The organism is Bacillus cereus, assembly GCF_002561295.1.
Classification (GTDB): domain Bacteria; phylum Bacillota; class Bacilli; order Bacillales; family Bacillaceae_G; genus Bacillus_A; species Bacillus_A cereus_S.
The window spans coordinates 146,959-170,167 of sequence record NZ_NTUG01000037.1 but is presented as its reverse complement, the minus strand read 5'-3'; the positions used below and the strand labels follow the sequence as shown (position 1 = coordinate 170,167).

The following is a 23,209-nucleotide window of genomic DNA, read 5'->3' as shown; positions in this document are numbered from 1 at the left end:
GCTGTAGAATAAATAATAATGAATAAAGAGAATGATTAATATATAATTTAATGAGAACTAATGTACATTTATTTTTAAATGTGAGTTCTAAAAAATAAAAGCCTTTTCTCAATATCGAGAAAGTAGGCTTTTTAGCATACACTTTATTTTTCACATTCACAATCATCTAAATAATATACAACAAATATTTCCCGATCTTCATCTATTTCTGATGCACATCTTTTTAATGGCCTCGCCTGTAGAGAAGGATTAAAAATTAAAAGATGAGGTAGTAAGTCAGAAGTACTTTCTTTCTCAAGAACATGAAGCACCTCTCTTTGCGATGGGTCATCTTCATATTTTCGGTATTCAACACATCTAAAGTTGTATTTCTTTGATTGAGTTAGGTAAGTTGTTTCTTCCTCCAACTTTTTAAGTTTAATTCTCACTACATCATCAACCCAAGAGCCTATATTCTCGTAAACTACACCATTACTTACAATGTAATCAGTTATTAATCTCGCAGATAGCTCTTCATTTTTTAAGTTTTTACGTGAAAATAAAACTTCTTTCGTTTCAGTAATATATTCGATGGTATTCATTTTTGCATTAGCCTCCTTCACTTAGTTTAAAATTAGCTTATACTATAAATAAGACAGATTTTGTCATATTTTTTGAAAAAGGTGATTAAATGTCTAAGACTAAACGTATCATTAGAATCATGCTGGCATTAAACAATAATAATTCCATTACTGCAAAGGAACTTGCTAAATCCGAAGGAGTCTCAGAGAGAACAATCCTCCGAGATATACAGGAGCTAAGTGAAATTTACTTTCCAGTCTATTCAGAAAGAGGTAGAAATGGAGGATTTAGTACACTAAAAAATAAAATGATCCCTCCTATTTGGTTTAGTGAGGATGAAATAATAGCTTTATTTTTTGCAATAGATGCCATGCAATATGTTGGCTCCACTCCTTTTTCTTCTTCATATGAAGTAATTTTAAATAAACTGTTCAATATGATTCCTCAGGAAACTTCCGATGCAATTGAGAATACTAGAGACAAAATCCTGATGTGGCAACCAAATATTAAAGTAGATAAAAGTGCGCTAAGAAACCTTTATGATGCATCTGTAGAAGAGAAAACTGTTAATATCTTATATGAAACAACTGAAGATGAAATCTATAGAGAGATAGAACCTATGGGCTTATACGTATATAACGGGTATTGGTATTGTCCCGCTTACTGTAGAATGAGAAGAGGCATAAGGCTTTTCAGAGTAGATCGAATAAAAAAAACAATTATTAATTCTAACTCTCATTCCACTAATGTCCATTTGAATGTTAAAGAATGGTTGTATTCTGAGTGTGAATCTAATCCCATAAAGCTCGAAGTGAGTTTAAGCAAAGAGGGAAAAAGAAAAGCTGAGAGCATATCATGGTTAAGAGATAATATGGAATACAATTCAGATGGAACCGCGAAAATAACAAAGAATATTAACCCTTCAGAAGAGTGGTTTTATGTTGAACTACTTTGGAATATTGGACAAGAAGCAGAAATAATAGAACCTGATTTCATAAAAAATAAGCTTATTGAAAGGGCTAAATCAGTGATAACGAAATATAATAACTTTTAGCTTAATTTGCATTTAATTTTATACTACTAGAAAGGATCACTGCATGGATAATTGTTCCTTTATTCAACCAAGGGGTGCGATTGTGGCATAAAATAGATAAAAAATAATCAACCTTTATTTCAAATCCACAACGGATGATGGTCCTATTAGCAACGAATTGTATTTATCTTCCTAAGTCTATTAAAACGCCATAATCCCCTACTCTTGGTTTAGAAAGTAGGGGATATTTTTTATAAAAGATTTATCTTTTTTCTCAAAGCACTACACTACATTTAAAAAACGCCAGTCATGTTGTTCAACAATCGGGCCATATACTAATATTGATTTTTGGGGTAATGTGTTAAACTTTGTCTGATATTGATTTTAGACTGATAGATTCGATGTTGATTTGAAATGAAACTTAACTATTTTGAAAAAAGTATAAAATTATAGAAATATAAATATCAAAAGTGATGATTTATAATGTAATTATATACTAATCTTAATATGGAGCGATGCAAATGATAAACCCTTTTAATAAAGAAATATTTCAAACAAAGTTTAGTATTCCGGGTTTTAGAGAAAGTAGTCCCATTTTAAGTATACTGGTAAACGAAAATTCAATACTGAGACAATATCTAGTACTTAAGTCTTTAATTAAAGAAGAATACATTATATTAGGATTTGATTTTAAACATGAACAAATAATACCTATTGAAAATAGCAACATTAATTATGTATTAAATGAGATTCAAAAGTTTATATCAAGCAAATTTAATTCAATAAATTTAAATATTGAAGCACTAGATAAGAATATTGAATACTTTTCTAAGCAAAAACTTAAAAAAAGTAATTTTTATACCAATGAGAATATAACTATATTTGTTTCTTCTCAGAGAAATATTATTCCTACACAATGTGAAATTTATAGTAATGAAGTTTTATATAATCCAAATAAATCTATAGTGATACATAATAGAAGTGGGCTTTTGTACGGGGAAATTGAATTTGATGGTGTTCAAAAGAATGATTTTTTAAAATTACATTTTTCGGAGACTTTAATTTTAAAATATTATGTCGATAATGAAATTATTGAAACGGCTTCAATAATCTATGAAGTCGTTTCAGTGAATTCGAATAGTTTTGTTTTAATTTTAAGTAATTTTATACACGATTTAAGCAATATGAGAGTAAATCATTCCTCACAGGCTTTGAACCCCCATTCAGCTTTTTTTGAAGTGCTAAGAACTGCTGGTATTAGCAAAGAACAAATTAACATAGAAGGGTTTGAAAAAACAAATGCCCCTTATCTTATAATTATACCTATTGAAGATCTAGAGATAAATATAAAGGAATTTGGATTGGGGGATATAACGTTTCTTAGTAAACAAGAATCATTTAATAGGGTTAAGGGATTTGAAGAGCTCTTTGTAAAAGATTTTAATGAAGAATTTAATGTATTTGCTCATACAATTGTGGAATCTGAAAATACATATGATGCGTATCTTTTAGGACTTCAAAAGATTCAACAAGCTGTGGATGTATTAGTACATTTAACTAAGAATGAAAGAACTTTTAATTTCTTTAACTTGGGAGATTATATAAATAATTGGAGTAGATCAAGAATATATCAACATCCAAAATGCTCAACGTTTTATTATGCAGAAAACATAATAGGCTTTGAAAAGGTTTTTAGTGATTCAAAAAAGATTAGATGTGATAATTCATTAGAGATAGATTCGTACTTAGAAAAAATAATTGAGGAATTAGACTGGTATGAACATGTACTATATAGAAAGTTGCAAGGTGAAGAATCTAAAATTGAAAAGCAATTATTTAATGCTTTAAAATGGCTAAACAGAAGTTGGCGAACTAATAATATAGAGGATAGAGTTATCTATACAAGTATAGCAATGGAGTTTTTAGTAGACGAAGTTAAAACAGAGCCCTATATTCCAAAACAAGTGAAAAGTGAATTTAAAGGATTATTAAAAAATTTATTAAAAAATAATGCAATATTTACAGAAGATATCTCAAAAAAAATAATAGAGAAAAGTTTACAAGGATTAAGTGAACCACCTTTGAAAATAAAAGTTAAAACATTAATTGAACAATTAAAAGTTCCTATTAATGAAGAAGAATTCGAAAAAATTTGGAGTGTTAGAAATTACCGAAATGATATGGTGCATGGTAGAAGTGAATTGGAGATAAATCCTGATATTGTGTTATTAGCAAATATTTTTTTAGGTGAGCTAATAGCGTATAGATTCAAAGATATAGAGGATGGTGTTCAAGATTAATACACTAGTAGCAGCACATGGTTTAGGATTAGAAATAAAACAAACATCAGTGGGCTTACAACTGTATGAGAAAGTAAAAATGCTTGAAAAACAATTATCAGAAGAAGCATGGTCAATGTATGATTCAGTATTAAAATCATGTGGGACCGTACATTACGATAGTTTCAAAGTGGCGTTAGAAACCATTTCCTATATGGAATCAAGTGATAACTTGGGATTGAACACCATATATCAAGAGCTTTTTAATAGTAGTGAATTACATGAAATCATTCATCAAAGTACACAATTTGCTAGACATATGGAGAGTTTTTTCTTGAAGATTTTATCTGGTCCTGTACCAGATAAAATTTCTAATGAACTTAATACGTTAAAGTTGCATAGGGCTGCCTTAAATCTTTTCTATAACTTCCATAATACAAAGTTTTTTTCATATTTACATGAGGAAATTGGTCAAGAGAAAATGAAAAATCCTATAGTAGAAGAATACACCCTATCGAAAAATCCAGTTGCACTATCAAAATCAAATAGAAGATTAATAGATAAATTAGTCAAAGATAAAAATATGAAAGATTTGTTATATTTTATAGAGATTTTTGATGGTATAAAGAGTTTTGTATTACAATTGATTTTTGAAACACATTTCGATTTACTTTTAAGTATAGAGAAAAAAGATGTGTTTAAATATAATGAAAAGGAATGTAGTAACATTCGAATGTTTAAAGCAAAAATACCTAATATAGATGTTTTTAATCGTGGGAATTTTTTATTTTTTTACGATGGAGAGACTATTGAGGATATTGGATTAATATATAAAAAAATAGTTAGAAATATGGAAGACGAGAAAATACGTACTACCATAATAGAGGGAATAATATATCCAACTAATGATCAATATTTGTTTGCAAATAAATTCAAAGAAATGATTCTTAACAATTGATCAATCAAAGCGCTAAAAACAAAAGGAGCCTCTATCGAAAGTTACTTAGTAATTTTCGATAGAGGCTTTTAATTATAATACTTAATTATAGTTATATGTCTTTAACAAAACGGTCAACTTATGCTTCTTTTAGTTTACGGCCAACTTATGCTTCCAGGATTTGAAGAATATTTTTAATGTCGCCCTTAAATAAAGTCGCGACTTTTAGGGATAGCATCACATTGCCATCAATTTAAGAAATTCGTTGTTCCTCAAAATGAAAAAACGAGCTGAATTCCCATAAATAAATGTAGAAAGAACAAACTTCATTTTGGATACATTTCAAAGTCTCAAGTCGATAGGCATATGGCGGCTCATTTCTGGAATTGTTTTCATGTGTCAATGATAGAAATATATTTTTTATTATGGCTACTTTTCAACTAGTACGATATCATCAAGATTGACATCAAAGTTGAACGCAGCAAGATGATAAATGTAGAATTCACTTGAATTAATAGAATTTGGAGTAGTAAATTCGAACGATTTTTGTTCATACTGTGAGGAATTAAATTCCAAACTAGCTATGCCACTTCCATTAACACCTACTGATACCCATACTTCTGAACTAGGAGTATTTACTTTTCCAGATGCGGACAGTATGTATGTAGTATTAGGCTTCAAAGTTATGGATCCAAACAATGCTGAACCGAATGATGCGTTTACATGAAGTCCTTTAGAATTATTTACTCCTGCATTCTCTTCAATATTGTATTTTATATTACCTAATGGTTTAAGAGGTTCTAAACTTGAATTGTGGTCAAAATCCATATTTAAAATATAAGATTTCTCCTTTGCCTTTAACTGTACATTATCAAACTTAACCCTCCCATTTGCTGTAGAAGCAAGTTTGACAGCAAAGTTTGACACATCCTCCTCTGTTTTAAACTTTATCTCATGATGTTCTGGCTTAAATCCTGTATACTGCTTCTTTGTTAATGGAACTATTTCTTGAGTGGCATTCAGATTACCTATTGTTACTTCTGATGGAGAACCTATACTTCCCGCTATATCAAATGTTAATGTATATTCTGTATTCGGTTTTACAGTAACAAGCTGATAGGCTGTGTCTGCATGCATTAATTTCAGATAATGATTGCCTGGTTCAGAAGTACCGATATTCTCGGTAGAAGAATTAGGATTAGATAAAATCCAGTTATTTAGCCCATCCTCAAAATCTCCATTCCTAACTTGTTCATTTGCAGATGGACTATCTGCTGATACAATACCTGAAAAACCTATACTGGCACTTAATACAATTGCTGTAGAAAATACTCCTATACCGATTTTTTTAAACAATTTCTTCATCTCCTTTAGTAAGATTAAAATTTACTTTTTCATACTTTCTATATATATTTGGATAAACCTGCCAAAGAACAACTTTATTAATAAATGATTTATAGGTTATGTTCAATTGAAAGATCTTCAAAATATACAAGGACATCTCGCTCAAATTGAACGGGTAAAGAAAGCATATCAAGAGAGCAAAGTGACCTATTAACTAACGAAAGCGTCAGTTCCACTTGCTCGTTTATTAAGGTTATTAGTATCGATTTGACCAAAAATTATTCCAAAGCTACATGAATAAAACACACGGCAAGCTTATGGGTTAATAATTAACTCACGGCCAATTTATGCTTCCAATTCCGTTAATTAATTAGATAATCACCTACAAAAATAAGTGTTTTCTGGCCAACTTATGCTTCCAATTGTGGCAAATTTATGGGTACAGTGACAAAATTTTTGGAACGTATGAAAGAATAAAAAAGGTTCGGTTATATGCCGAACTTTTTCCTATTTTCCCTCACACGGTTAAATAACAATATATTTAGCAAACAAAAAACGCTTGGGTGCAGTACAAGTAACCCCAAGCGTTTTCACTTTAATATTTAGTTTTTATTGAATTTAAGCATCCGAATAATACAAATAAATTTGTCAGGTTATTTAGTCTATAATCCATTGGATTTCATAAGCATCTATGAATTTGGCACTCTCCATTGTTGATAAATCCATTATATAAGTGTTCCCAACAGAATTTTTAACAAATCCTTCTAAAAGGGTACCAAATGATGTTAAGTGTTCCATTGAATGATAAACTAAGTATTTTCCGTCTGGTGAAAATCCAATTGATTGGTACCCAGTGAATTTTTCATCATATAGACCATAGAATTTCTTTATAGTTTTTTCATGTCCATTTTCAAACAGATAAAGCGAACCTTTTTTTGAAGAAACAGTAAGATTTTTAAATTGATTCTGTATATAATCTGTATTTGTTTCCATAACTTCTTTCTGAAGCAAAATCGGTTTAGTTTCCTTTTCTTTTAGGGAAAACAAACTCCAAGAACCGTTATTCATAGCAATAAAATAAATAGTTTTACTGGTTTTATCATAATAAAAATCTGAAATATTATCATTATAATCACCATAACTATCTTTTCCTTTCCCTTTATGGCTATATATTAGGGTTTTATTTTGCAGTGTAGCGTCTGATTTAAACAAAGTAAGTACGCCATCAACTCTTTCGGTATAATAAATCGTTCCTTCTAAATCTGAAAATACTTGTGAATTAGTGGTACTTGTAAAATGCTGAAAAATATTAAATGATATAATAATAATTAATATTAATAATAAAAGTCCTACGATTATTTTTTTCTTCATACATTCACCTCAGACACTTTAAAATCTATATATTTTATTTCGATATAAAATTACAATTACCTTTCTGCTTTTTTATACCGTACTTCAAATTAACATAACAATTTATATTAGAATTAACACCCTATTTCGTACGATGACAATAGCCGCTAGTTCATCAAATGATTTACGTAAATCCGTTGCCCCTTGTGCAAGATATACCTTTTCAATTGCGATTTCTGCTAGCATTGTTGTTTCACCGCTAGCATCACTTGTAGAGTAAAAGGTACATCTAATTCAATGATTGCTTCTTGCATGTGAATCCGAATGGAATTGACATATTTTTGGCGAAGAGGGGAGCTCTCATTCACTTTATATTCATAGACTTGCAGTTGTTCCTAATTATGTGGGAACGGGTATAGGGAAAGGCATATTGCGCTGGATAGAAGAGAATAGAGAAAGCGATAAAAAATATTTGAAGTTAGATTGTGTAGCAAATCATACGAAGTTACATCATTTTTATGAGAGCAATGGATTCGAGTTTTTAGGGATAACGGACGGTCATAGTAAATTTGTAAAATATATAAGTGGGTGATAATAGAGCAGTTTGTTCATTGAAATAAGATGAAATTTTCTACGTTTCCAAGTGGAAAAGAGGAATCTGAACTATTTGTATAGAATATTCAGATAACTGGAGGTGTAGAAAATTGAATCAAGTTGAAGTAAAAAATGAGCTAGTAAATCCAAAACAGGGGAAAGGAATTATTCTTCGTTTCATACTTTCTAGTATGGTTGGTATTTTTATGTTTTTTGTGCCTGTTACAATTAATGGTTCTTCATCGATTATGATTGATCATATTGTATCGTGGATTCGGGCGACAGTTCCGTCATTCGTACCCTACTACGCTTTATTTGTAATGGCAATCGGGGCAATCTATCCGTTTTACACGAAGAAATGGAATGAATCTATCGTAGATATTTGTTTTTCTTTCTTAAAAATTATCGGAGTTGTATTTGGGGCCTTATACTGTTTTAAAATAGGACCCGCGTGGTTTTTTGCTCCTGATGTTGGACCGTTTTTGTATGAAAAGTTAGTTGTTTCAGTAAGTTTACTTGTTCCAATCGGATCGGCATTTTTAGCATTATTAGTTGGTTATGGATTACTAGAGTTTATCGGGACTTTTTGTAGGCCGATTATGAGGCCGTTATGGAAAACACCAGGGCGTTCAGCGATTGATGCGGTAGCTTCTTTTGTTGGGAGCTATTCACTTGCCTTATTAATTACGAATCGTGTATATAAAGAAGGAAAATATACGATTAAAGAAGCAGCAATTATTGCGACAGGATTCTCAACTGTTTCAGCAACATTTATGATCATCATTGCCAAAACATTAAACATCATGCACTTATGGAATGTATATTTTTGGACTACACTTATCGTTACATTTATTGTAACCGCCATCACCGTAAGAATCCCACCACTTCGAACAAAACCAGATACATATATTACAAAGGAAGGATTTCCAGAACCGGTTTATAAAGAAAAGATGCTAGAGCGTGCTTGGGAAGATGCATTAGAAGTATCAAAAGCTGCGCCAAGTGTGATGAAAAATATTTTAATCAACTTAAAAGACGGATTCATTATGACGATGGGAATTTTGCCATCTATTATGTCCGTTGGATTAATCGGTATTTTACTAGCAAAGTATACGCCGGTATTTGATTGGATGGGGTACATATTTTATCCGTTTACATGGCTCTTGCAGCTCCCAGAAGCTGAACTAGCCGCAAAAGCAGCATCAGTTGGAATTGCGGAGATGTTTTTACCGTCATTACTTGTTGTGGGTGCACCGCTTGTAACGAAGTTTGTCATTGCTGTTGTATCCGTATCATCAATTTTATTTTTTTCAGCATCCATTCCGTGTATTTTATCTACTGATATACCGTTAAAAGTTTCTGAACTTATTATTTTGTATGTGCAAAGAACGATTTTAACATTGGTGATTATTACACCAATTGCGTATGTTTTACTTTAAGGGAAAAGGCTCACTTGCATTATAAAAGTGAGCCTTCAGTTTTGTATAATTGTATTTTTATTGGGAGGAAATAAAAATTTGAATATTTTGATGCAACCTACGTTGCACATTATAATATGAAGAGATACATAGAAAAAGGGGATTGTTGTAGCCTTGGAATAAAGTTTGATTAAATTGATTTAATAAACCTTGATAAAAGAGGCAAATAAAAAAAGCGTATTTTGAAAAAAGATTGATTAAAATACGCTTTTTCTATATTCAATTGAATCGTCCTTTTATCAAAAAGTTTGATAATTTTTGTTATCCTTGCTCAATTAAAGCGCTCTTTAATCGAATAAACCACGAATTATTTTAGCTCTCGAAAATCTTTGATTGTAAAGTATACGACCTCTTCTCCACGCGAAATAAGCTCGTGCACAACAATAGTCTGTGGTTCTATGTAGTCAACTTCAGTTGGCCTCATCTCGAAGAGCTCGACGGCGTTCGTGCAACACCAGCAGGATAATCATCCCCATTATTACACCTAAGATGATACCGGTCTGTGTGGTCAACAACCATGCCAATGGGTACTCTGGGAAGGGGGGCGCATCGAGTCGAACTGAAGATAAGGCGGAATAGAGGTTGTTGGAGAACAACGCTCCCGATGAAATCCATGCCGCTGCCATAGGGGGTAGAAACCACCTCGACCTACGGCTGCTGGATACTATCACCAGTATGCCCCAAGCACCAGCAAAGGACCACACGCCTGTACTCAATGCAAGCAAGTGCCACCATATATCGCGTTCACCCATGGTTGCCGGGGCAATGCCAAAAGAGCCACCAATTGCCCAAAAAACCTTGATGACACCGAGCAGAATGCAGCCGGCAGCGACAATCCTAGCCAAGATGATCTGCAGTTGCAAAGTATTACCCGGCAACTTCTTGTAGTCGGTTGTGCCACTCAGCGCCTCTGGCCAACGTGCCATTGCATACCCCGCCAATGCAAGAGGCAGGAAGATGCCGATCCCGAAAAGTGAGATCATGACGAAAATCTGCTCGTATACCCAGAAGTCAGCGGCACCTGCTTCTTGATCCCTTATCATAGCTGCAGGGCCCAGAACTGGTGCAATCAACAGCATGGGAACGAGTAAACCGGTACCAATCCAAATGGGTATAGCAACCAACCACGCAGGTAGCCGCTCCCCCCAAGGCCTGCAAAACGCCATCGCAAGAAGGATACCAATCGCAGCGAGAACGGCGGTTACTGCGTTTATAATGCGCCAACTAGCGTCACCCATTTGCTCGGTTGGAAGGAAGAGACCAAAAGTCCATACGATTTTGATCAGCAGGTAAGGTGCTACTGCTATTGCGGCACCATAACCGCAGATTCTACGCAACCTCATCAATCTGGAGTCCTTCCTCTTTGCATTAAGTGTCATCTTCTCATCTCCTTTACAAACGCTAACTCACTTTGTTTCATAATTATTTACTCAAAACGATCCTAATGCTTTTAGCGCTTTTAAAACTTTCTTGTACAACTTTCAATTATTTATATTTCCAAGACACATAGTAGTGCCTCCCTTACATAACATAGTTACTCTAGATTATCGAAAAAATATCATAACTTTAAATTAACTTCGATTTCCCTTTGAGTAATCCCCTCCTTAATTCCATTAAATGGCCCGATTATTGAGCAAAGAAATAATCTACAAAACGGATCTTTTTATCAAACTTTATTCTAAATCCACAATTGTTTATGCGAATAACAAATGAAAGAGTAATGTTGCGAGTAATAAATGCAAATAATGTAGAAAAATTATTTTCAATTGTAGAAGGAAATAAAGAAATATGGACGTATTTAATAGCTGAAATAGATTTGTACAAATAGGAGGCAAACATGACAAATATTGAAACAAAGAGACTAAAGATGATTCCCTTTACATTAGACCTAGTAGAAGCAACGATAAAGGGACGAGAAGAACTGCAGAAAATCATACCATATAACATATCGTTAGAATGGCCGATGCCCGATTATAAAGATATTCTACCTTGGATTGCGGAAGGGTTACGACAAAATCCTGAACAAAGTAAGTGGAGCGGGTTAATTATTCATAAAGATGATAATGTGATTATTGGTGATATGGGGTGTAAAGGTGCACCTGATTCGACTGGTAAAGTGGAAATTGGGTATAGCATTGTATCACATTATCAAGGAAACGGTTATGCGACTGAAATGGCGAGAGCTTTTGTAGAGTGGCTCAAGCAGAATAAAGAAGTAGAAATGATTAAAGCGGATTGCTTAACGAGTAATATTGCTTCAAGCAGAGTATTAGAAAAAGCAGGCTTTACGTGTGTATTAGAAGAACAGCATATGAAGTACTGGATGATAAAATAATAGAAAAAGAGGTGTATTTCCATGAAAATAGGAAAATTCACTTCTTTTTTCTTACAAAACGATTACTTCTTTTATATACTTTTGTTTCATCATTCCCTTCTGTGAAGAAATTCGTTACAATGGAATTGTATAAGAAATTTTGTACATAAGTTATATTCATAAAATACGAACCACAAAAAATAGTACATTAAAAATCCTCTATTTGACTGAAAACCCTTTATAGCATGAATCAAGTGTTGAGAAAAGTGCCTTCTTTCAAATGAATTCAAATATAATGATTTAAAATAGATTATTTTTTAGAAGTATGGATAATGCACGGAGGCCAGTACAAATGAAACAAAATAAGAAAAGTAAAAAAAGAAGAATCTTACAAGTGTTCTTGCTTATGATTAGTTCTATCATTCTATTTGTAAGTTATGCAGCTTACGATATTTGGAGTTATCGTTTTAAAACAGATGAGGTGGATACAGATGCCGCTATTGTACTAGGGGCGGCTTCTTGGAACGGAAAACCGTCTCCTGTATTTCGTGAAAGAATCAACCATGCGATTTCTTTATATAAGAATGGAAGTATTAAAAAAATTATTTTTACAGGTGGTACTAAGTTTGAAGCGGAGCAGGAAGAAGCACGTACTGCGAAAGCGTATGCATTAAAGCATGACGTAAAGGATGAAGATATATTAATTGAAACACAGTCGCGTTTTACAGAAGATAATTTAAAGAATGCGAAGCAGGTTGGAATGGATAATGGCCTACAGACATACACGATTGTAAGCGATCCCCTTCATATGAAACGAGCGATGAAAATAGCGAAGCATATTGGAATGGAGGCTTATTCATCACCGACTCCAACATCAGCATATAAAACATTAGATACGGAAATTCCATTTTTCTTTAAAGAATTATGTTCTTATATTGGATATGTTGCATCGTTACCTTTGCGTATGCTGAAAGGTGATTAAATAAGTAAGAGGAAGGATAGAGAAAGGAAGAGTAGTTCTGCCTTATCTATCCTTTTTGTTATGTAAAAACGGTATGAGTTTTCTATAACTTTACAAATTATAGAAAATTTTTATAATAAAAACCTTGTATTTTCATCGGAATAGTGACACAATAGAGAACATAATAAAATATAATCTTATCGAGAGAAGTGGAGGGAACGGCCCGTTGAAGCTTCAGCAACCTATAATGAAAAGGTGCTAATTCCGAGTAGATAAGAAGGAAAAGAAAAAAACAACCTTCTTATATGTAAGGTTGTTTTTTAGTAGGAGGAGAAGGGATGAAGCGTTTATTTTTTGCACTTGTAAGTATTGTATGTAGTTTATTTCTTATTACTGGTTGTACGCAAACATCAGCGGGAGATCAAAAAGAAATTCGTTTAGGGTTTACTCCTGGTCCATATAGTGATCAAGTGAAAAAAGCAGTACAACCGTATTTAGAGAAAAAGGGGTATAAAGTAAAAATTGTTGAGTTTAATTCACCGAACGAAACAAATCCAGCATTAACGAATAAGGATATTGATGCAAATATATTTCAAAGCACTGCTTTTATGAAGTCTTACGCGAAAGAAAATAATGCGAAAATTTCAAGTATTATCCAAGTTCCGTCAGCGCCTCAAGGTGTATACTCTGAAAAACATAAATCGTTAGATGACTTGAAAGATGGGATGAAAATTGGGGTACCAAACGATCCGGTTAATTTAGAGCGTGCATTACGCATTTTAGAAGGGATTGGCTGGGTGAAATTAAAAGATAACGTAAATATTTTAACAATCTCTGAAAAAGATATAACGTTTAAGAAGAAAGACTTTACATTAGTACCGCTTGAATCACCACAAATTCCGAGAGCAATGAAAGACTTAGATTACGGGATTATTAACGGAAATCTTGTCATTTCATCTGGCCATAAATTAAAAGAGGCTTTGGAATTAGAAAAAACACCGTCGCAACACAGAATTATCGTGACTGTTCGTGATGAAGATAAAGAAAAACAATTTGCGAAAGATTTAATTGAAGCATACCATTCACCAGAATTTAAAAAAATGATTCAATCTGAAGAACAATTTGAAGGGTTCGTGCTTCCTGATTACTTAAAGTAAAGGAGATCTTGATATGACATTATCATTTATAGAAACAGAAGAACAAGTTCTCATACTGGAGAAGATAAAGGAACTAGTTCCACAATTTGCAGGAAGAGAACATCAACTGAGTGAACTCGGCTCTTTTCCTTTTGAAAATATTAAAGATTTACAGAACATTGGTTATACGAAGTTAACATTACCAAAAGATGTCGGAGGAAAAGCAATTTCGTTATATGACTTTGTTTTATTCCAAGAAAAGATTGCAGAAGGAGACGGAGCAACAGCTTTATCAATCGGTTGGCATCTTGGGATTGTGAAGGAACTTGCTGAAAATCGTTCATGGAAGCCTGAGATGTTCGCTTGGTTTTGTGATGAAGTAAAAAAAGGCGCTCTTTTTAACAGAGCGGCAACGGAACCAAAAACAGGGAGTCCAACGCGAGGCGGAAAACCAGAAACGTTAGCTATTCAAAAAGGCGATACATGGATTATAAACGGGAGAAAGACTTTTACAACGATGGCACCTGTACTCGATTATTTCATTATCTCAGCGAGTATTGAAGGAAGAGAAGAGATTGGGGAATTTGTCATTCCAAGACATGAACAAGGTGTACTGATTGAAGAGACTTGGGATAGTGTTGCGATGCGTGGAACGGCTAGCCACGATCTTGTACTGCAGAATGTGGAAATCCCGAATAAATTTTTTACAGATGTAAAAGGTTCCAAGTCGAAACCGAAAGGAATTGGATGGTTACTTCATATACCAGCATGTTATTTAGGAATTGCACAGGCTGCAAGAAATTATGCGATTCATTTTGCGAAAACGTATCAACCGAATAGTTTAAGTCATCCAATCGGATTATTACCGAGTATTAGAAGATTAGTAGGTGAATTAGAACTGGAACTGATGCAGGCGCGTACGTTTTTATATCAAATTGCGAAAAGGTACGATGAAGTAGAAGATAAACAGTCCTTGCAAGCTGAATTAGCAGCAGCAAAATATATTGCGACGAATGCAGCGATATCAGTTGTCGATAAAGCGATGCGAATTGTTGGGGCAAAAAGTTTATCTGAAAAAAATCCGCTACACCGCTATTATTTAAATGTTCGAGCTGGTTTACACAATCCACCAATGGATGATGTAACGCTCTCATTACTAGCAGAGGATGCGTTTCAGTCAATTGAAAAGGAGTGAGTGCAAATGATAACGTTACGCGGCATTAATAAAACGTTTCAGACGAAAGAAGGTTTATTTCACGGTGTAAAATCAGCCTCTTTGCAAATTGAAGAACATGATATATTCGGAATTGCTGGGCTGAGCGGTGCTGGAAAGTCTACGCTATTACGTACAATGAATTTATTAGAAAAACCAGATTCCGGCGAGGTTATTGTAAATGGTGAAGATTTAACAAAGTTATCGAAGAAAGACTTACGAACGGCTAGACAGTCAATTGGGATGATTTTTCAACATTTTCATCTTCTTCATAATAAAAATGTATCTGATAATATTGCTTTACCGTTAGAGTTGAAATCAGTTCCAAAAGAAGAGAGAGAAAAGCGTGTAAGAGAATGTTTGGAGATTGTTGGTTTAAGCGATAAAGCGCATCATTTTCCTTCGCAACTAAGCGGCGGACAAAAACAACGTGTTGCGATTGCTCGGGCATTAGCAAATGATCCGAAAGTATTACTTTGTGATGAGCCGACATCGGCACTCGATCCGAAAACGACATTTTCGATATTACAATTCTTGCAAAAAATAAATAGAGAACTAGGAGTTACAATCGTCATTGTGACACATGAAATGAATGTCATTAAACAAATTTGTAATAAAGTTGCAGTCATGGAAGATGGGGAAGTTGTTGAATCATTTAACTTACATGATCAGCAATTAAAGCCAACATCAGAAATCGCAAAACTTCTATTAGGGGTAGAAGAAGGGAGGGGCATTGCACATGTTCAATAATGTAATTCCGCTGCTTCCAGAAATTTGGACATCACTTTTGCAAACCTTTTTAATGGTTGGACTTTCAGTTGGAGCAGCTATTATTTTAGGTATTCCTTTAGGTGTAATTTTATATTTTACTAGCAAAGGGCAAGTTTTGGAGCAAAATATTGTTCACCGTATTCTAAATGGCATTGTTAATATTATTCGCTCATTTCCATTTATTATTTTACTAGTAGCACTCGTACCACTTACAAGAGCTTTATTAGGAACTACAATTGGTCCTATTGCCGCAACGATTCCTTTATCAGTAGCAGCCATTCCTTATTTTGCAAGACTCGTAGAGCAAGCTTTGCGCGAAGTTCCAAAAGGAGTCATTGAAGCTGCTGAAGCAATGGGAGCAACGCCGCTGCAAATTGTATGGAAAGTACTGCTTGTTGAAGCGCGCTCAGGCCTTGTATTAAGCTTAACAGTTTTAACAGTAAGCTTTATTTCTTACTCTGCTATGGCGGGGGTTGTCGGTGGTGGTGGCGTAGGCGATTTAGCGATCCGCTTTGGATATTATCGCTTCCAAACAGACGTTATGGTCGTGACGGTACTTATGCTTGTTATTCTCGTTCAATCTGTACAATTTATCGGGAATAGAATCGCTGCGAAAATTGATAAAAGGTAAGTGCAAAGGCTTCGGTGTACACCGAAGTCTTTTTTAGTGGTAACAGGTGCTTAATGATTGTCGTGCAAGAAATTAGCTCTATCGGTATAACATATGAGAGAATATATATGTGAAAGGGGGAATAACAGTGGCAGAAATTAAATTTGATATAAAAGAAACTTTTGGAGCTATATCACAGTCACCTAAAGGCTGGAATAAGGAACTTAATTTAATCAGTTGGAACGGAAAAGAGCCAAAGTATGACTTGCGTGATTGGGCACCAGAACATGACAAAATGGGAAAAGGTGTCACATTGACGCTTGAAGAGTTAAAAGCGCTGAAAGATATTTTAAACCGCATGGAATTATAAAAACGAAATGTTTTATGTAGAGAAAACCACTTTTGAATCATGATTCAAAAGTGGTTTTTGCGCGGTATAGGAGAACGAACTATACAATTTTTGTAGCTGCATCATCTTTTTTTAAGTGTTTTGGTACGTAGACATATTGAGATACGAAAAGGAGAACACCTATAAAAAAGATAGGAAACATAGTTGAGATAAAGAGACCGTCAATTGTTAAATTAATGATGAGACAAATGATAATAATGAGTGATGTATATAAATGAGAAATGTATTTTTTGAATTTGACTTTAAATACTTCCATTAATATTTCACAGCATACAAAGAAGATAAGCATACTTAAGAAATATATGTTTGTATCATAAATAATGAAGCAGCAGATTAAGCAAAAGAACGCTAGGACCTCAATGAGTAAAGGGATATTCCGTAGCATCAGATGTTACCGACTAAGTAAGGAAACTTTATGTATTTGCTTTTTGGTGGTTGTACACCCGCTTCTGTAATGGATGGAAAAAGAGAAGCGCTTGCTGTCAGTGTTGTGATATTCATGTATAATGAGCCCCCTCGTTCGAATGGTGGTAAAATTTAGAATTATAATGAAATGATAACAGAAATGTACGGATTATGGAAAGGTATGAAAGAGATTTTTTATTTTTTTCAAGTATGTCTGTTCTAACAAAAAAATCTTTCTTTTCCATTCCTATTTTCATGTTTTATACGAGAAAACTATGTTTCATGTTTGTACTACGGTATAATAATGTGGAAAAAGTACGAAAAGAGGTAAGCTTCATGCTAGAGGTTATTGCAACTTGTTTAGAAGATGTGAAACAAATTGAAAAAGCTGGTGGGAATCGAATTGAACTTATTTCAGCATATACAGAAGGCGGATTAACGCCAAGCTATGCTTTTATAAAAAAAGCGGTGAAAGCAGTAAATATACCGATTCATGTTATGATTCGTCCTCATGCTAAGTCATTTATATATACAGCTGAAGAAATTGAAATGATGAAAGAGGATATACAAATTGCACAACAACTCGGCGCAGCAGGTGTTGTTTTAGGTGTATTAAACGAACAAAATCAAATTGATGAAGAAAAATTGGAAGATTTATTATCTGTTGTAGAGGGAATGAACGTTACATTTCATCGCGCGATAGATGAGGTAGATAACCTTGTTGGTGCAGTGAAACGATTACGCAAGTTTAAAAAGATAACTCATATTTTAACTTCTGGTGGACAAGGTGACATAGAAAAGAATATTCCTGCCTTGCATGATATGCAAAAAGAGAGCCAAGGAGAAATACAACTTGTTGTTGGAAGTGGTGTAACAAAAGAAAATATAACACGATTATTGCATGAAACAGGGATTGTAGAAGCTCATGTTGGTACAGCGGTGCGAGAAGGAAAATCTTGTTTTGCTGAAATTGATCAAAAAGCTGTACAAGATCTAGTGAAATTAACAAAAGCATTATAATGCTGGGGAAGAGGAGAAAAGATGGAGCAGAGTAAGAAAAAAGAAATCATTTCATGGGCGAAAACAATAGGGATTACAGTAGGGATTGCTTTCATTGTGCGTGGTATTTTATTTACGCCCTCGCTTGTGCAAGGTGAGTCTATGATGCCTACTTTGGAGACTAACGAGCGTGTACTTGTAAATAAAATTGGCTATAATATACAAGGTTTGAATCGTTTTGATATTATCGTTTTTCACGGGAAAGAAGGCCATGATTTAGTGAAGCGAGTAATCGGTTTACCAGGAGATACGATTGAATATAAAAACGATGTATTGTACGTAAATGGAAAATCTGTTGATGAACCATATTTAGCCGATTATAAAGAAAAAGTAGGGACAGGAAAGCTAACTCCTGATTTCACATTAGAACAAAAAACGGGAAAAACAAAAGTACCAGAAGGTCAAGTGTTTGTATTGGGAGATAATCGTCCCGTTTCAAAGGATAGTCGTATGTTTGGTTTTGTTTCTGAAGATCAAATTGTTGGCAAGGGCGAAGTAGTATTTTGGCCGTTGCAACAAGTTAGAACGCTAGAGTAAAAGATACGTTTTTAAAAAGCTCAGAGCTTATAGCTCTGAGCTTTTCTTATGAAAGAAAGTAGATACCATATAGGCTGATTCGAATAAAAATCAATGACACCACTTGTTTTTTTACGTTATCTGAACAGATTTGTTTTTCCTTTTAATTTTTTTATTTGAAAAAATATTGTCTAAAAAGAAAGAATATTTTATAATTTTAAATTATATATTCGTTTCGAAAAACGGAATCGTCGTTCCGAATATCGGAATTTAGGGGAGCTAAGATGAGTGTAAATAAAACGGCTGTAAAGACGATGGATATTTTAGAACTATTTTATGAACATGAAGAGTTAACATTAACGGAAATGGTTCATCATACAGGGATGCCGAAAACATCTGTGTATCGTTCGATTGGATCGCTTGAAGAAATGGGGTTTTTACAAAAGACGAAAAAGGGAAGTTATAGGTTGGGATTGGTATTTTTACGATTTGGTCAACTTGTATCGAAACGATTATCCGTACGAAATATTGCAATCCCATATATGAACCAGCTTAGAGATTCTCTTGGTCAAGCTGTAAATTTAATTATTCAAGATGGAGATGAGGCAATTTATATTGAAAAGACGGATGGCGATCAGCCTGTAAGAGTATATACAGAAATCGGGAAGCGAGCACCTTTATACGCTGGAGCGTGTCCGCGTATTTTACTTTCGTACGCTTCAGAGGATGATCAAATGCAGTATATAGAGAAAGTGCAATTCAAGCGATTTGCAAATGGAACGATAGTGGATAAAGAAGAGTTGCAAAACCTGTTACATAAGGCGAGAAGAGAAGGATACACGATTAGTTATTCGGAACTTGAGAATCATACAGCTGCTATTGCGGCGCCTATTTTTGCTAGTGATGGTCATATAATAGCTGGCATTAGTATTTCAGGATTAGAGGTAGAGTACAATGAAGCAACAATTCCAACCTTTATTCCAAAATTGAAAGAAACAGCGTATCAAATTTCAAAAGAACTTGGCTGGATTGGTGAAAAGGAAGGGATATGATGAAATTTTCAGCACTAGGGGATCAAGCAGTTGTTGTGACATTTGGAGAAACAATTGACCTGGATATATATGAAAATGTGCAACATTTATACCGTCTATTACAAGAAAATCCGTTCTATGGAATGATTGAGTGTGTACCTTCATTTGCTTCTTTAACTGTCTACTATGACGGATATAAAGTGTGGGAGAAAAATGAAAGAAAGATAATGCCGTATGATTTTATATGTGAATACGTGAAAGGAGTACTTCACAAAAATCAAAATAAGGTGCAACTGCAATACGATTGCATCTCGATTCCAGTTTGTTATGGCGGGAAATATGGTCCCGATTTGGAAGAAGTAGCGGCATATCATAAATTAAGTACAAGTGATGTCATTCGCCTTCACAGCGAAGCGAATTATTTTGTATATATGCTAGGGTTTACACCGGGGTTTCCATATTTGGGTGGAATGCCTAAAGAATTAGAAACGCCTAGAAAACAAACACCGCGTTTACAAATAGCACCAGGTTCGGTTGGGATTGGCGGAAGTCAAACGGGAATTTACCCATTAGAAACACCAGGTGGGTGGAATATTATTGGCAGGACACCTGTTTCTTTATTTCAACCAACAAGGCAGCCGCCTACTTATGTGCAGAGCGGAATGTATTTGCGTTTTATCCCAATAACAGAGGAAGAGTTTCTAGCTATGGAGGGAGCGAGGGAATGAATGTCGAGGTTTTACATGCAGGGATGTTTACAACGGTTCAAGATTTAGGAAGGTACCACTATCAACAGTGCGGTGTACCTGTTGGCGGTGCGATGGACCAGGCGGCATTGAGAATGATCAATATGTTAGTTGGAAACGAAGAGAATGAAGCTGGACTCGAAATTACAATGATGGGACCGAAACTACTCATCAAAAAAACAACATTGCTAGCAATTGGCGGTGCGAATATGGAGCCGTTGTTAAATGGAGAACCAGTTCCATTATGGCGACCTATATTAGCGAAAGAAGGAAGTATGCTTTGTTTTGGAAAGGCGCCGTTTGGATGCCGGACATATGTAGCATTTGCTGGTGGAATCCATGTTGCAAAGAGTATGGGAAGTAAAAGTACATATGTGAAAGCAGCAATAGGCGGAATAGAAGGGCGAGCCTTGAAAAAGGGGGATCTTTTTCAAATTGGTACACCGTCAAACCTTGGTGAGAGTATGATTCAAAATTTGATAGAGGAAGAAAGAATTGTAACGCGCTGGGGTATATGTAACCATGTTTTACCTACATATAGTCGCAATCCAAAGATTCGTGTTCTTCTAGATTTTGAATGGAATCATTTTAAGAGTGAAAGTTTAGAAGCATTCTTTACACAAGAATATAAAATTTCGAATTATGCTGACCGTATGGGCTATCGGCTAGAAGGCGAGGAATTAGAAAGAATCGAACAGTCCGATATTTTATCAAGTGCAGTTACGTTTGGAACAATCCAAGTGCCGTCTGGGGGCCATCCAATTATTTTAATGGCAGATAGACAGACGACAGGTGGATATCCGCGAATTGGAAATGTCATATCAGTTGATTTACCGATTCTTGCACAATTGAAACCAGGCGACTATGTGACGTTTGTAAAGACTTCTATAACAGAAGCGACAGAGTTGTACATAGAGCAAGAACAAAATATGAAGCTATTAAAGAGATGTATTACTTTACGAGCTTAAATAGGAGGAAAAATAAAATATGGTTACCGTTGATTTAAACTGCGATTTAGGCGAAGGGTTTGGTGCATATCAAATTGGAAACGATGATCAAATTCTTCCGTTTGTTTCATCAGTAAATATTGCGTGTGGTTTTCATGCTGGCGATCCAACTGTTATGCGTCAAACGGTAGAAAAAGCATTGAGAAATAATGTGGAAATCGGTGCTCACCCTGGCTTTCCTGATTTATTAGGGTTTGGAAGAAGAATGATGCGCGTCTCACCAGATGAAGTATATGACTATGTTTTATACCAAATTGGAGCATTAGATGGATTTGTCAGAGCGGCAGGAGGAAAAGTGCATCATGTTAAACCACACGGTGCACTTTATAATATGGCAGCTACTGATCAAGAGATTGCAGAGGCAATCGTAAAAGCAATTCACGATATAAATCCAGCGTTATTCTTATATGGATTAGCGAATAGTAAATTCGTGCAAGCAGCTAATAAATATGAATTGAATCTTGTACAGGAAGCGTTTGCAGATCGTACATATCAGCCAGATGGAACATTAACGAGCCGTACAGAAGGAAATGCACTGATTACAAGTGAAGAGGAAGCGATTCAGCAAGTCTTGCAAATGGTGCAAAAGGGAAATGTACAAGCTGTTGATGGAAACAAGGTACCGATACATGCACAAACGATTTGTATACATGGTGATGGAGAAAAAGCTGTACCATTTGCGGAAAAAATATACAGAATATTACAAAATAACGATATTTCTGTTTGTGCACCAAAATAGGAGAAGGGGAGATATATAGATGCTGAAATTAATTGGAATATTGCTCGTAGCAATTGGCTTTTTATTTCGTCTGAATACGTTACTAGTTGTAATGGTTGCAGGAATCGCAACAGGAATGGTCTCAGGGATGAGCTTTCATGATGTAATTAGTATGTTCGGAAAGTTTTTTATCGAAAACAGATATATGTCTATGCCGATTTTATTAACACTTCCTGTCATTGGAATACTAGAAAGATATGGATTGAAGGAAAGAGCAGAGGCATTAATAACGAAATCGAAAGGTGCTACAACAGGTAGAGTACTTATGTCATATTTTGCGATTCGCGAAGGGTCTGCGGCAGTAGGACTTAATATTGGTGGGCATGCACAAACAGTAAGACCGCTCGTTGCACCAATGGCAGAAGGTGCTGCGCAAGGCCGCTACGGAAAACTACCAGAAAAACTGAAAGAAAAGATTAAAGCGAATGCAGCGGCAGCTGAAAATACAGCATGGTTTTTCGGAGAAGATATTTTTATCGCAACAGGAGCAATTCTATTAATGAAAGGATTCTTTGATTCTGTAGGAATGCATGTTGGTGTGTGGGATATGGCACTTTGGGGAATTCCAACAGCAATCTCAGCTTTTATTGTAAGTTGGATTCGTTTTAGGCAATTCGATAAGTATATTGAAAAAACGATGAAAAAAGAAGAAAGTCAACAAAAGGAGGCGATGTAGG

At 34.6% G+C, this 23,209-nt stretch carries 25 protein-coding genes and 1 riboswitch; of the genes, 19 read left to right on the top strand and 6 right to left on the bottom strand.

The window, feature by feature from the left end; genetic code table 11:
• Window positions 1–143 precede the first annotated feature (143 nt).
• A complete protein-coding gene (locus CN373_RS20315; protein WP_001092060.1) occupies window positions 144–581 on the bottom strand; it encodes a hypothetical protein in 438 nt (145 codons plus the stop codon).
• An 89-nt stretch (window positions 582–670) separates the two neighbouring features.
• Here CN373_RS20315 and CN373_RS20310 point away from each other — a divergent pair, with 89 nt between their 5' ends.
• The 3 genes from CN373_RS20310 to CN373_RS20300 all read left to right on the top strand — a co-directional run bounded on the left by CN373_RS20310 (window position 671) and on the right by CN373_RS20300 (window position 4,831).
• Window positions 671–1,615, top strand: coding sequence for a helix-turn-helix transcriptional regulator (locus CN373_RS20310; protein WP_098360049.1), 945 nt, complete (start codon window positions 671–673; stop codon window positions 1,613–1,615).
• 500 nt (window positions 1,616–2,115) lie between these two features.
• Entirely contained in the window at window positions 2,116–3,894 is a 1,779-nt protein-coding gene (locus CN373_RS20305) for a HEPN domain-containing protein (RefSeq protein WP_098360048.1), read from the top strand.
• Window positions 3,881–4,831, top strand: coding sequence for a hypothetical protein (locus CN373_RS20300; protein WP_133116042.1), 951 nt, complete (start codon window positions 3,881–3,883; stop codon window positions 4,829–4,831). Before CN373_RS20305 ends, CN373_RS20300 begins: the two co-directional genes overlap by 14 nt.
• Window positions 4,832–5,239: 408 nt before the next feature.
• Here the strand turns inward: CN373_RS20300 and CN373_RS20295 are convergent, their stop codons facing one another.
• From CN373_RS20295 to CN373_RS26070, 3 genes are all read right to left on the bottom strand, one after another.
• A complete protein-coding gene (locus tag CN373_RS20295; RefSeq protein WP_098360046.1) occupies window positions 5,240–6,166 on the bottom strand; it encodes a carbohydrate binding domain-containing protein in 927 nt (308 codons plus the stop codon).
• 645 nt (window positions 6,167–6,811) lie between these two features.
• Window positions 6,812–7,525 (bottom strand): hypothetical protein, encoded by a 714-nt coding sequence (locus tag CN373_RS20290; RefSeq protein ID WP_000726951.1) that lies wholly within the window; start codon window positions 7,523–7,525, stop codon window positions 6,812–6,814.
• A 102-nt stretch (window positions 7,526–7,627) separates the two neighbouring features.
• A complete protein-coding gene (locus CN373_RS26070) occupies window positions 7,628–7,750 on the bottom strand; it encodes a hypothetical protein (RefSeq protein WP_002056984.1) in 123 nt (40 codons plus the stop codon).
• 91 nt (window positions 7,751–7,841) lie between these two features.
• Here CN373_RS26070 and CN373_RS26220 point away from each other — a divergent pair, with 91 nt between their 5' ends.
• Both CN373_RS26220 and CN373_RS20280 read left to right on the top strand, forming a co-directional pair.
• Window positions 7,842–8,096 carry a GNAT family N-acetyltransferase gene (locus CN373_RS26220; protein ID WP_111901890.1) on the top strand — a complete coding sequence of 85 codons (255 nt, stop codon included), beginning with the start codon at window positions 7,842–7,844 and terminating at the stop codon, window positions 8,094–8,096.
• 112 nt (window positions 8,097–8,208) lie between these two features.
• Window positions 8,209–9,537 carry a YjiH family protein gene (locus CN373_RS20280; protein WP_098360045.1) on the top strand — a complete coding sequence of 443 codons (1,329 nt, stop codon included), beginning with the start codon at window positions 8,209–8,211 and terminating at the stop codon, window positions 9,535–9,537.
• A 449-nt stretch (window positions 9,538–9,986) separates the two neighbouring features.
• Here CN373_RS20280 and CN373_RS20275 read toward each other — a convergent pair whose 3' ends face one another.
• A complete protein-coding gene (locus CN373_RS20275; protein ID WP_000174087.1) occupies window positions 9,987–10,955 on the bottom strand; it encodes a hypothetical protein in 969 nt (322 codons plus the stop codon).
• Between the two features lie 458 nt (window positions 10,956–11,413).
• On the opposite strand from CN373_RS20275, the gene CN373_RS20265 reads away from it, so the two are divergent.
• From CN373_RS20265 to CN373_RS20235, 7 genes are all read left to right on the top strand, one after another.
• Window positions 11,414–11,911, top strand: coding sequence for a GNAT family N-acetyltransferase (locus tag CN373_RS20265; protein ID WP_000181727.1), 498 nt, complete (start codon window positions 11,414–11,416; stop codon window positions 11,909–11,911).
• 331 nt (window positions 11,912–12,242) lie between these two features.
• Window positions 12,243–12,872, top strand: a complete 630-nt coding sequence (locus CN373_RS20260; protein WP_098360044.1) for a YdcF family protein — start codon at window positions 12,243–12,245, stop codon at window positions 12,870–12,872.
• A 173-nt stretch (window positions 12,873–13,045) separates the two neighbouring features.
• A riboswitch (SAM riboswitch) is annotated at window positions 13,046–13,130 on the top strand.
• Between the two features lie 59 nt (window positions 13,131–13,189).
• Window positions 13,190–14,008: a MetQ/NlpA family ABC transporter substrate-binding protein gene (locus CN373_RS20255; RefSeq protein ID WP_000825103.1), complete on the top strand. Its 819-nt coding sequence runs from the start codon at window positions 13,190–13,192 to the stop codon at window positions 14,006–14,008.
• Window positions 14,009–14,021: 13 nt separating this feature from the next.
• Window positions 14,022–15,182 carry an acyl-CoA dehydrogenase family protein gene (locus tag CN373_RS20250; protein WP_000175574.1) on the top strand — a complete coding sequence of 387 codons (1,161 nt, stop codon included), beginning with the start codon at window positions 14,022–14,024 and terminating at the stop codon, window positions 15,180–15,182.
• Window positions 15,183–15,188: 6 nt separating this feature from the next.
• Entirely contained in the window at window positions 15,189–15,950 is a 762-nt protein-coding gene (locus tag CN373_RS20245; protein ID WP_098360043.1) for a methionine ABC transporter ATP-binding protein, read from the top strand.
• Window positions 15,940–16,602, top strand: coding sequence for a methionine ABC transporter permease (locus CN373_RS20240; protein ID WP_000482976.1), 663 nt, complete (start codon window positions 15,940–15,942; stop codon window positions 16,600–16,602). The genes CN373_RS20245 and CN373_RS20240 overlap by 11 nt, the downstream gene beginning before the upstream one ends.
• A gap of 127 nt (window positions 16,603–16,729) precedes the next feature.
• On the top strand, window positions 16,730–16,951 hold the full coding sequence (locus tag CN373_RS20235; protein ID WP_000807829.1) for a YdbC family protein: 222 nt from the start codon (window positions 16,730–16,732) through the stop codon (window positions 16,949–16,951).
• A 79-nt stretch (window positions 16,952–17,030) separates the two neighbouring features.
• On the opposite strand, the gene CN373_RS25945 is transcribed toward CN373_RS20235, so the two are convergent.
• On the bottom strand, window positions 17,031–17,375 hold the full coding sequence (locus CN373_RS25945) for a hypothetical protein (RefSeq protein WP_079999509.1): 345 nt from the start codon (window positions 17,373–17,375) through the stop codon (window positions 17,031–17,033).
• 356 nt (window positions 17,376–17,731) lie between these two features.
• Here CN373_RS25945 and CN373_RS20225 point away from each other — a divergent pair, with 356 nt between their 5' ends.
• From CN373_RS20225 to CN373_RS20195, 7 genes are all read left to right on the top strand, one after another.
• Complete coding sequence (locus CN373_RS20225) at window positions 17,732–18,415, top strand: copper homeostasis protein CutC (protein ID WP_000895072.1); 684 nt, start codon at window positions 17,732–17,734, stop codon at window positions 18,413–18,415.
• Window positions 18,416–18,436: 21 nt separating this feature from the next.
• Window positions 18,437–18,991, top strand: coding sequence for a signal peptidase I (gene lepB, locus CN373_RS20220; protein ID WP_000438146.1), 555 nt, complete (start codon window positions 18,437–18,439; stop codon window positions 18,989–18,991).
• A 263-nt stretch (window positions 18,992–19,254) separates the two neighbouring features.
• A complete protein-coding gene (locus CN373_RS20215) occupies window positions 19,255–20,022 on the top strand; it encodes an IclR family transcriptional regulator (RefSeq protein WP_000115734.1) in 768 nt (255 codons plus the stop codon).
• Complete coding sequence (gene pxpB, locus CN373_RS20210; protein WP_000672301.1) at window positions 20,022–20,729, top strand: 5-oxoprolinase subunit PxpB; 708 nt, start codon at window positions 20,022–20,024, stop codon at window positions 20,727–20,729. Before CN373_RS20215 ends, pxpB begins: the two co-directional genes overlap by 1 nt.
• Window positions 20,726–21,715, top strand: coding sequence for a biotin-dependent carboxyltransferase family protein (locus CN373_RS20205; RefSeq protein ID WP_098360042.1), 990 nt, complete (start codon window positions 20,726–20,728; stop codon window positions 21,713–21,715). Before pxpB ends, CN373_RS20205 begins: the two co-directional genes overlap by 4 nt.
• Before the next feature lie 19 nt (window positions 21,716–21,734).
• A complete protein-coding gene (pxpA, locus tag CN373_RS20200; protein ID WP_098360041.1) occupies window positions 21,735–22,493 on the top strand; it encodes a 5-oxoprolinase subunit PxpA in 759 nt (252 codons plus the stop codon).
• 19 nt (window positions 22,494–22,512) lie between these two features.
• Window positions 22,513–23,208, top strand: a complete 696-nt coding sequence (locus CN373_RS20195; protein ID WP_098360040.1) for a DUF969 domain-containing protein — start codon at window positions 22,513–22,515, stop codon at window positions 23,206–23,208.
• Window position 23,209 lies beyond the last annotated feature (1 nt).